This window comes from Cysteiniphilum sp. 19S12-1, from assembly GCF_052030685.1.
Lineage (GTDB): Bacteria > Pseudomonadota > Gammaproteobacteria > Francisellales > Francisellaceae > Caedibacter.
The window spans coordinates 1-5,880 of the sequence record NZ_JBQAJM010000056.1; the positions used below are offsets into that span (position 1 = coordinate 1).

Annotated in this window: 9 protein-coding genes; 2 read left to right on the plus strand and 7 right to left on the minus strand. The window is 34.3% G+C overall.

Annotated features, from left to right (window positions below):
* Positions 1-134: 134 nt before the first annotated feature.
* The 7 genes from ACTS4L_RS10955 to dcm all read right to left on the minus strand — a co-directional run bounded on the left by ACTS4L_RS10955 (position 135) and on the right by dcm (position 4,234).
* Entirely contained in the window at positions 135-1,181 is a 1,047-nt protein-coding gene (locus tag ACTS4L_RS10955; protein ID WP_440652039.1) for a Fic family protein, read from the minus strand.
* A gap of 333 nt (positions 1,182-1,514) precedes the next feature.
* On the minus strand, positions 1,515-2,099 hold the full coding sequence (locus ACTS4L_RS10960; protein ID WP_440652040.1) for a recombinase family protein: 585 nt from the start codon (positions 2,097-2,099) through the stop codon (positions 1,515-1,517).
* A complete protein-coding gene (locus tag ACTS4L_RS10965) occupies positions 2,092-2,340 on the minus strand; it encodes a DUF2442 domain-containing protein (protein WP_440652041.1) in 249 nt (82 codons plus the stop codon). Before ACTS4L_RS10965 ends, ACTS4L_RS10960 begins: the two co-directional genes overlap by 8 nt.
* Positions 2,321-2,557, minus strand: coding sequence for a DUF4160 domain-containing protein (locus ACTS4L_RS10970; protein WP_440652042.1), 237 nt, complete (start codon positions 2,555-2,557; stop codon positions 2,321-2,323). Before ACTS4L_RS10970 ends, ACTS4L_RS10965 begins: the two co-directional genes overlap by 20 nt.
* A 105-nt stretch (positions 2,558-2,662) precedes the next feature.
* On the minus strand, positions 2,663-2,851 hold the full coding sequence (locus tag ACTS4L_RS10975; protein WP_440652043.1) for a hypothetical protein: 189 nt from the start codon (positions 2,849-2,851) through the stop codon (positions 2,663-2,665).
* Between the two features lie 104 nt (positions 2,852-2,955).
* On the minus strand, positions 2,956-3,567 hold the full coding sequence (locus ACTS4L_RS10980; protein WP_440652047.1) for a DNA cytosine methyltransferase: 612 nt from the start codon (positions 3,565-3,567) through the stop codon (positions 2,956-2,958).
* Entirely contained in the window at positions 3,512-4,234 is a 723-nt protein-coding gene (dcm, locus tag ACTS4L_RS10985; protein ID WP_440652044.1) for a DNA (cytosine-5-)-methyltransferase, read from the minus strand. The genes ACTS4L_RS10980 and dcm overlap by 56 nt, the downstream gene beginning before the upstream one ends.
* Positions 4,235-4,354: 120 nt before the next feature.
* On the opposite strand from dcm, the gene ACTS4L_RS10990 reads away from it, so the two are divergent.
* A complete protein-coding gene (locus ACTS4L_RS10990; RefSeq protein ID WP_440652045.1) occupies positions 4,355-5,077 on the plus strand; it encodes a PmeII family type II restriction endonuclease in 723 nt (240 codons plus the stop codon).
* Positions 5,078-5,366: 289 nt separating this feature from the next.
* Positions 5,367-5,585: a hypothetical protein gene (locus tag ACTS4L_RS10995; protein ID WP_440652046.1), complete on the plus strand. Its 219-nt coding sequence runs from the start codon at positions 5,367-5,369 to the stop codon at positions 5,583-5,585.
* Positions 5,586-5,880 lie beyond the last annotated feature (295 nt).

Consider the following 5,880-nt stretch of genomic DNA (forward strand, 5'->3'; position numbering starts at 1 on the left):
GGCATAAAAAATTGTCTTAAGAATCCAGATTTAGAAATATTTGAGTAGTCAATATCCAGGTAACTTGCAATGAGTTGCTCTATAACCCTAGCTCCCCGACAACCTACTAATATTATGAAATCCATAGTGAAAACTCAGGTGAATGAATACCAAACGCCTCGACCTTTTCCATGCTGATTAATTTGATTCATAGACACTAATTTTTGAAAGTGCTTTTTAAGTGTGTTCCGGTTTATACCAGTAAGAGTAACCATTTCTGAAAGAGTGACACGCCCATGTGCTTTTATATGCTCCACTATCATCAATGAAGCTTCTGGAAGTGTCTGTAATAGCATCTGTTCTTTTTCAATTTTAAGCATGAGACGTTTTACTTGTTTATTTAAAGAATTGAGAAAAAAAACAATCCACGGCATCCAGTCTGGCTCATCTAACTTAAGTGTCTTTTGAGTTTTTCTCAATGATAAGTAATAAGCATCCTTGTTTTGTTCAATAATACTCTCCAAAGAACTATAAGATACGTAGCTATATCCTGATTTCAATAAAATTAAAGTTGTTAACACTCTACTTAATCGACCGTTTCCATCTTGAAATGGGTGTATTTCAAGAAAAACAACAATAAAGATTGCACATATTAATATTGGGTGTAAAAGATTTTCTTCTAAGGCTGAATTTATCCAATCAACCAATTCCTTCATGCGCATAGGTGTTTCAAAAGGTGTTGCCGTTTCAAATACAACACCAATATTTTTACCCGACGAATCAAATGCAGCGACGCTGTTGCTGCTAGTTTTGTATTTGCCTCTATGAGCATAATCCTTACTACTGTATTTTAAGATTTCTCCATGTAACTGCTTAATATAATTCTCACTAATAGGGATATCTTTCCAAGCATCAAAAATAATATTCATCACATGGGAGTATCCAATGACCTCTTGTTCATCACGAGAATCAAGGCTTTGAATTTCAATATTAGACAGAATTGTCTCAATCTCTAAATCTGTTAGCTTACTGCCTTCAATCCTAGTTGAAGAGCCTATACTTTCTATAGTTGCAACTTTTTTTAGTGCTTGTAACCTTTCTGGTGCTAGTGTGCTTAATGATTTCCACGAACCTTTAAACTCATCAATCTCTGATATCATTTTTAGTATTTCATTATTAATAATTAAAGAGTTTACATTCACGTTAACTATCCAATAAATTATCCATTTATATCCAATAATACATCCTAATTTTTTATATATCCATAAAAATATCCATTTATACCCAATTAGCAAAAATACAAAGAAACTTAAGGTTTGTGTACATTACAGCTTTTCTGTTTTAAAAAAACGATCGTTTTACGATAGTTACAATCTAGTCTCTAAAAATCAGTTTTAAGCCATCTGGAAATCAGCGCCTACGTTATACTATTGAGTTATATAAAAGTGATTAATGCGATTTTACCTTTTGGTATATTTTTGTATACTATTCACACATGACCCCTTTTTATCAGGATCACAGCCGTGGGGTATAATTTAGCTGCCAACTTGATAAGGATGATTGCCGTTTTTTATTTTATAATAAGTTACTCGGGCAATGTCAAATTTATCTAATATCTCCTTAACTGGCTTGCCTGATTTAGATTCTAATTCAACCTCTTTTACGGTTTCAGGTGTTAGCTTAAATTTACGGCCAAACTTAGTACCTTGTCGTTTTGCTTTTTCTATTCCTTCAACTTGTCGCTCTCTACGTATGCCATTTTCAAACTCAGCAAAAGCCGACAGCATATGAAACATAAGCTTGCCTTGAGGTGATGTCGTATCGATTTGTTGATCAAGCACAATAAAATTAACCTTCTTCTTATTAAGGTTCTCAACAATCTTGCCTAAATGTAAGGATGACCTCGCCATGCGATCAAGCTTAGTAATAACAAGGGTATCTCCCTCTCTTACATAATCTAGGCAAGCAATTAATTGAGGTCTATTCTGTTCAAGACCACTGATTTTTTCTTGGTATATTTTATCACACCCATGCTTGCTAAGCTTTTCAACTTGCACTTCTAAAGATTGACCTGAAGATGATACTCGGGCATAACCAACAATATGACCAGCTTTAGCCATGGTTTTTACCTGTAATACCAAGCATTAAATTCTTAACACTAATATACTCATCAACTTTTGGAAAATATATGCTGTTGCCGTTATCAAACAACTCAAATTCTGATAACTTGTTTAAATCATTTCCGATTGTAGGAAATTCACTCAATGGAGTTTTAAGCATTTCCCCATTTGAAAAATGAATAACAAAGTTATGTTTGTTAAAACTTAAATCTACAGCTGATTTATTGGTTGAAAAACTCATTCCATTTCTCCTCAAAAAGTGATTTGTTTTTTTCTACATATTTTTCTAACCTATTTAATTCATGCAAAGGAAAGCCTTTTGATGATGCAAGGACAATTGGATCAAGCCAAAATTTAGCTTCTGATCCAGCACTCCTAATATGAATATGCGGAGGCTCGTTTCCTTCATTTGCATAGAAGTAAAAACTGTAGGAACCAATTCTTAATATCGTTGGCATGTGTTATATATTCTAAGCATTTAGCGTACTTGTATTATATACCTATTTAGAGAACATATCAAAATCATTTTTACTTTTTTGTACTCTAAAGTATACTTTTTAGGATTAAAGTCGCCCGTTTAGAAAAGCCCCTAACAAACCAACAACTGATACTGCACAAGCAATTGTTATAGCACTCTCCTGATTCGCCTCAAAAAATTTCATTGCCGCGAAATACACAATGAAAAATAGCGGCAAAATTAGAATGAGTACTTTTGCTAACAGCTTTAAAATATCACGAAAATCTTTATACATTTTGCATGCTCCTTTTTTGAAAATTTACTATACTTTAAAAGATGAAATAAGAATGCCTAGATAGGCTATTGCTTAAAAGCCCAAAATGACTCGACATCACTTGATTAGGCAACAGCATTGTGGCATGAATTTTCCGATATGAATTGTGTGTCTGTGATTTTATTCAACGCCATTATTAACATTCGACTGATTGCCGCAGCTAAGTTAACAGGAACTGCATTGCCTATCTGCTTATAAACACTGGTCATTGGCCCAGAGAAATTCCAATCATCTGGAAAAGTTTGAATTCTTGCATACTCTCTTGTTGTTAAAGGTCTGTTTTCTTCTGGGTGACAACGCTCAGTTTGCTTTTGAGCTGGCGCACAGGTAAGAGTTAGTGACGGCTCATCCCAGGATAGCCTTCTTGCCATACCTGTCTTACCGCCAGTTAAATAGTAACTTTTTTTCATATATTCTTTCTGCAAGTGATCTGGCAAATCTCTCCAATAACCACCTTGAGGAACTTTTGATAATATCTCTTGTTTCCTTTTTGGATAAGTTGCTCCAGGCGAATCTGAGACATCACTATTATATAATTCGCCTTTTTTGAGTGCATCTCGTACCGTAAAAATTTGTTTATAAGGTGAAGGCCATCTAAAAACTTCTGGTGAATAAAGGTCTTTACGAATAGCAACTAAAATTAGCCTTTCTCGCTTCTGCGGAACCTTGAACCTTATAAAAAATAGCCTTCAAAATTTTTGGCTCTATGAGGTGATAGCCTAATTCATCAATAACTGAGCGAATAGCATCTAAAGTTTTCCCATTATCATGAGTTAATAAACCTCTAACGTTTTCAGCAAGCAATATTTTTGGATTTGTTTCCTTTACACATCTGGCGAATTCATAAAACAATGTACCTCTAGCATCCTCAAACCCTAATTTCTTACCGGCATAGGAAAAGGCCTGACACGGGAATCCCCCTGTAACTATATCTACTTTATTGAAATATTTTTTGAAACATAAATTTTTTATATCATCACATACAATTGGCCAACTCGGTCTATTTAGTGACAATGTGTTAGCACAGTGTTTATCTACCTCATTTAACAACAAATGCTTAAATCCAGCCTGCTCCATTCCAATAGCAAGACCTCCTGCGCCTGCAAATAATTCTATAGAATAATAATCTCTACTTGGAGTTACTTGCTCATCTATTATCCAAGAGGAATTTAATAACAATTGTACTTGTTCAAATACTTTTAGCTGATCAATATGATATACTCTGTAGTTATTTATAGGGTGTCTTATGGGATTTAATTTGCCAGATTTATCCCACCTTTTTAGAGTTTCTTTGCTTATGCCTAAGATATCGGCAACCTCTGAGATATAGTAATATTCTTTCATTTAACATATAACAACATATATCATGGTTATCAAATATAGCATAAACAACTAGTTTTATCCTGCATTATCTAATGAAAAAACTTAGTATAATGCTCAACATACTGATTACCTGAATTACTTATGCTTGACGCCAAACAGAAAGAGTTAATTTTACAAAGAGCAAAAGCTTGGTTTAAAGAGACAATAGCTTTGAATCATAGAAATAAAACAATGACTTTAGATAAGCCAGAGTCATTTAACATCAATCCTTTCATTATAAAATACTTGGCTAATTTCTTAACTGGTAAATCAGATGCTTTAGGAATTGCCAAAGCATTAGTCTATCCAAGGGTTTTAGGAACTTCTATTACAACGATATTTGGTAATGGCATCCAGAGTTTTTCTAGCAGCGTGTTTGAAGGGGTGCTTGGTAGCACAACTCAGGGAATTGATATTGAGTATATTGATGCTATTGATAGAAGAAAAAAGTATTGCCAACTCAAATCTGGACCTTCCACTATCAACAAGGATGATGTTGATACAATCGCCAATAAATTTAAAGCCATAATAAACCTTGGACGAACCAATAATCTGCAAATTACTCACAATGATATGGTTGTTGGCGTTATTTACGGAAACAAAGATGATTTAAGTGCTAATTACAGAAATATTGAGTTAAAACACCATTACCCAGTTTTGATAGGACAAGAGTTTTGGTACCGGATAACTGGAGATAAAAACTTCTACTATGACCTTGCTAACGTAGTAGGTAGTGTTGCAATTGACTGTAATTTTTCAAATGAGCTTGACGATATAATTAAAGGCTTATCTGAGCACCCAGAAATACAAAGCTTAGCAAAATAGGTATAACGGACTATGGGTGAGTAAACTGAATTTGATCAAAATTTTTAGCTATCAATGCTGGCATTCAAAAGCACTTAGACTACAATAGTTATGTCGCTCACTGAATGCATTAATCTCCCTCCACCCCTCAATTCATGCATTCAGTGTTAAGACTTCGCTAAAATTTCCAAATGGTGCACTCAGTTAATTCATATTGTTGATGTTTACAAATACACCATTACATGTCTACACTATTTGTCACAGTAACGAAAAATTATTTATTGCTATGCCAAAGTCCAATGCCCAACGTATGCGTAATAAGCGTGAGCGCGATTATGCTTTACTTCTTGACTCAGCAGGAAGTGAAAGAAACATTTCAGACACTGGTTTAATTGAAGTTATCGGTGTGTGTTACCGTAAAGCAAAAGATAACGGGAATACTGGCGTACTAAAAATAGCTATCAAAGAACTCAACCGACGAATTCAATTGATTGACGATAAAAAGGATGGTTTAAATCTTAGATGCTAAGATTCTTGAAAATCAATACAGAATATAATATCAGCAGCTATTGAAAAGGCTCAGTAAAAGCTCGCTGTTGACCAACATTGGTAATGCGGCGCCTTAATACATGCTCATTGGGATAAGACAGCGCTTTTGATATCTGAGCAATTGTTGTGTATTCACCATCAAGCTTCCAGACCTGTCCTCTATGATTGCGTTTAGTATGTTCAATCTGAATATTTACTTGTAAGCGCCAGCAATAAAATGACCCTCAGCCAGAATTATTTTGCAAACCAACCAACATTATTTTGCAAATAGAATT

Coding starts and splice junctions, on each gene's coding strand:
- ACTS4L_RS10990 (WP_440652045.1), top strand. CDS start 4,355: ATGCTTGACGCCAAACAGAAAGAGTTAATTTTACAAAGAGCAAAAGCT.
- dcm (WP_440652044.1), bottom strand. CDS start 4,234: ATGAAAGAATATTACTATATCTCAGAGGTTGCCGATATCTTAGGCATA.
- ACTS4L_RS10970 (WP_440652042.1), bottom strand. CDS start 2,557: ATGCCAACGATATTAAGAATTGGTTCCTACAGTTTTTACTTCTATGCA.
- ACTS4L_RS10995 (WP_440652046.1), top strand. CDS start 5,367: ATGCGTAATAAGCGTGAGCGCGATTATGCTTTACTTCTTGACTCAGCA.
- ACTS4L_RS10960 (WP_440652040.1), bottom strand. CDS start 2,099: ATGGCTAAAGCTGGTCATATTGTTGGTTATGCCCGAGTATCATCTTCA.
- ACTS4L_RS10975 (WP_440652043.1), bottom strand. CDS start 2,851: ATGTATAAAGATTTTCGTGATATTTTAAAGCTGTTAGCAAAAGTACTC.
- ACTS4L_RS10965 (WP_440652041.1), bottom strand. CDS start 2,340: ATGAGTTTTTCAACCAATAAATCAGCTGTAGATTTAAGTTTTAACAAA.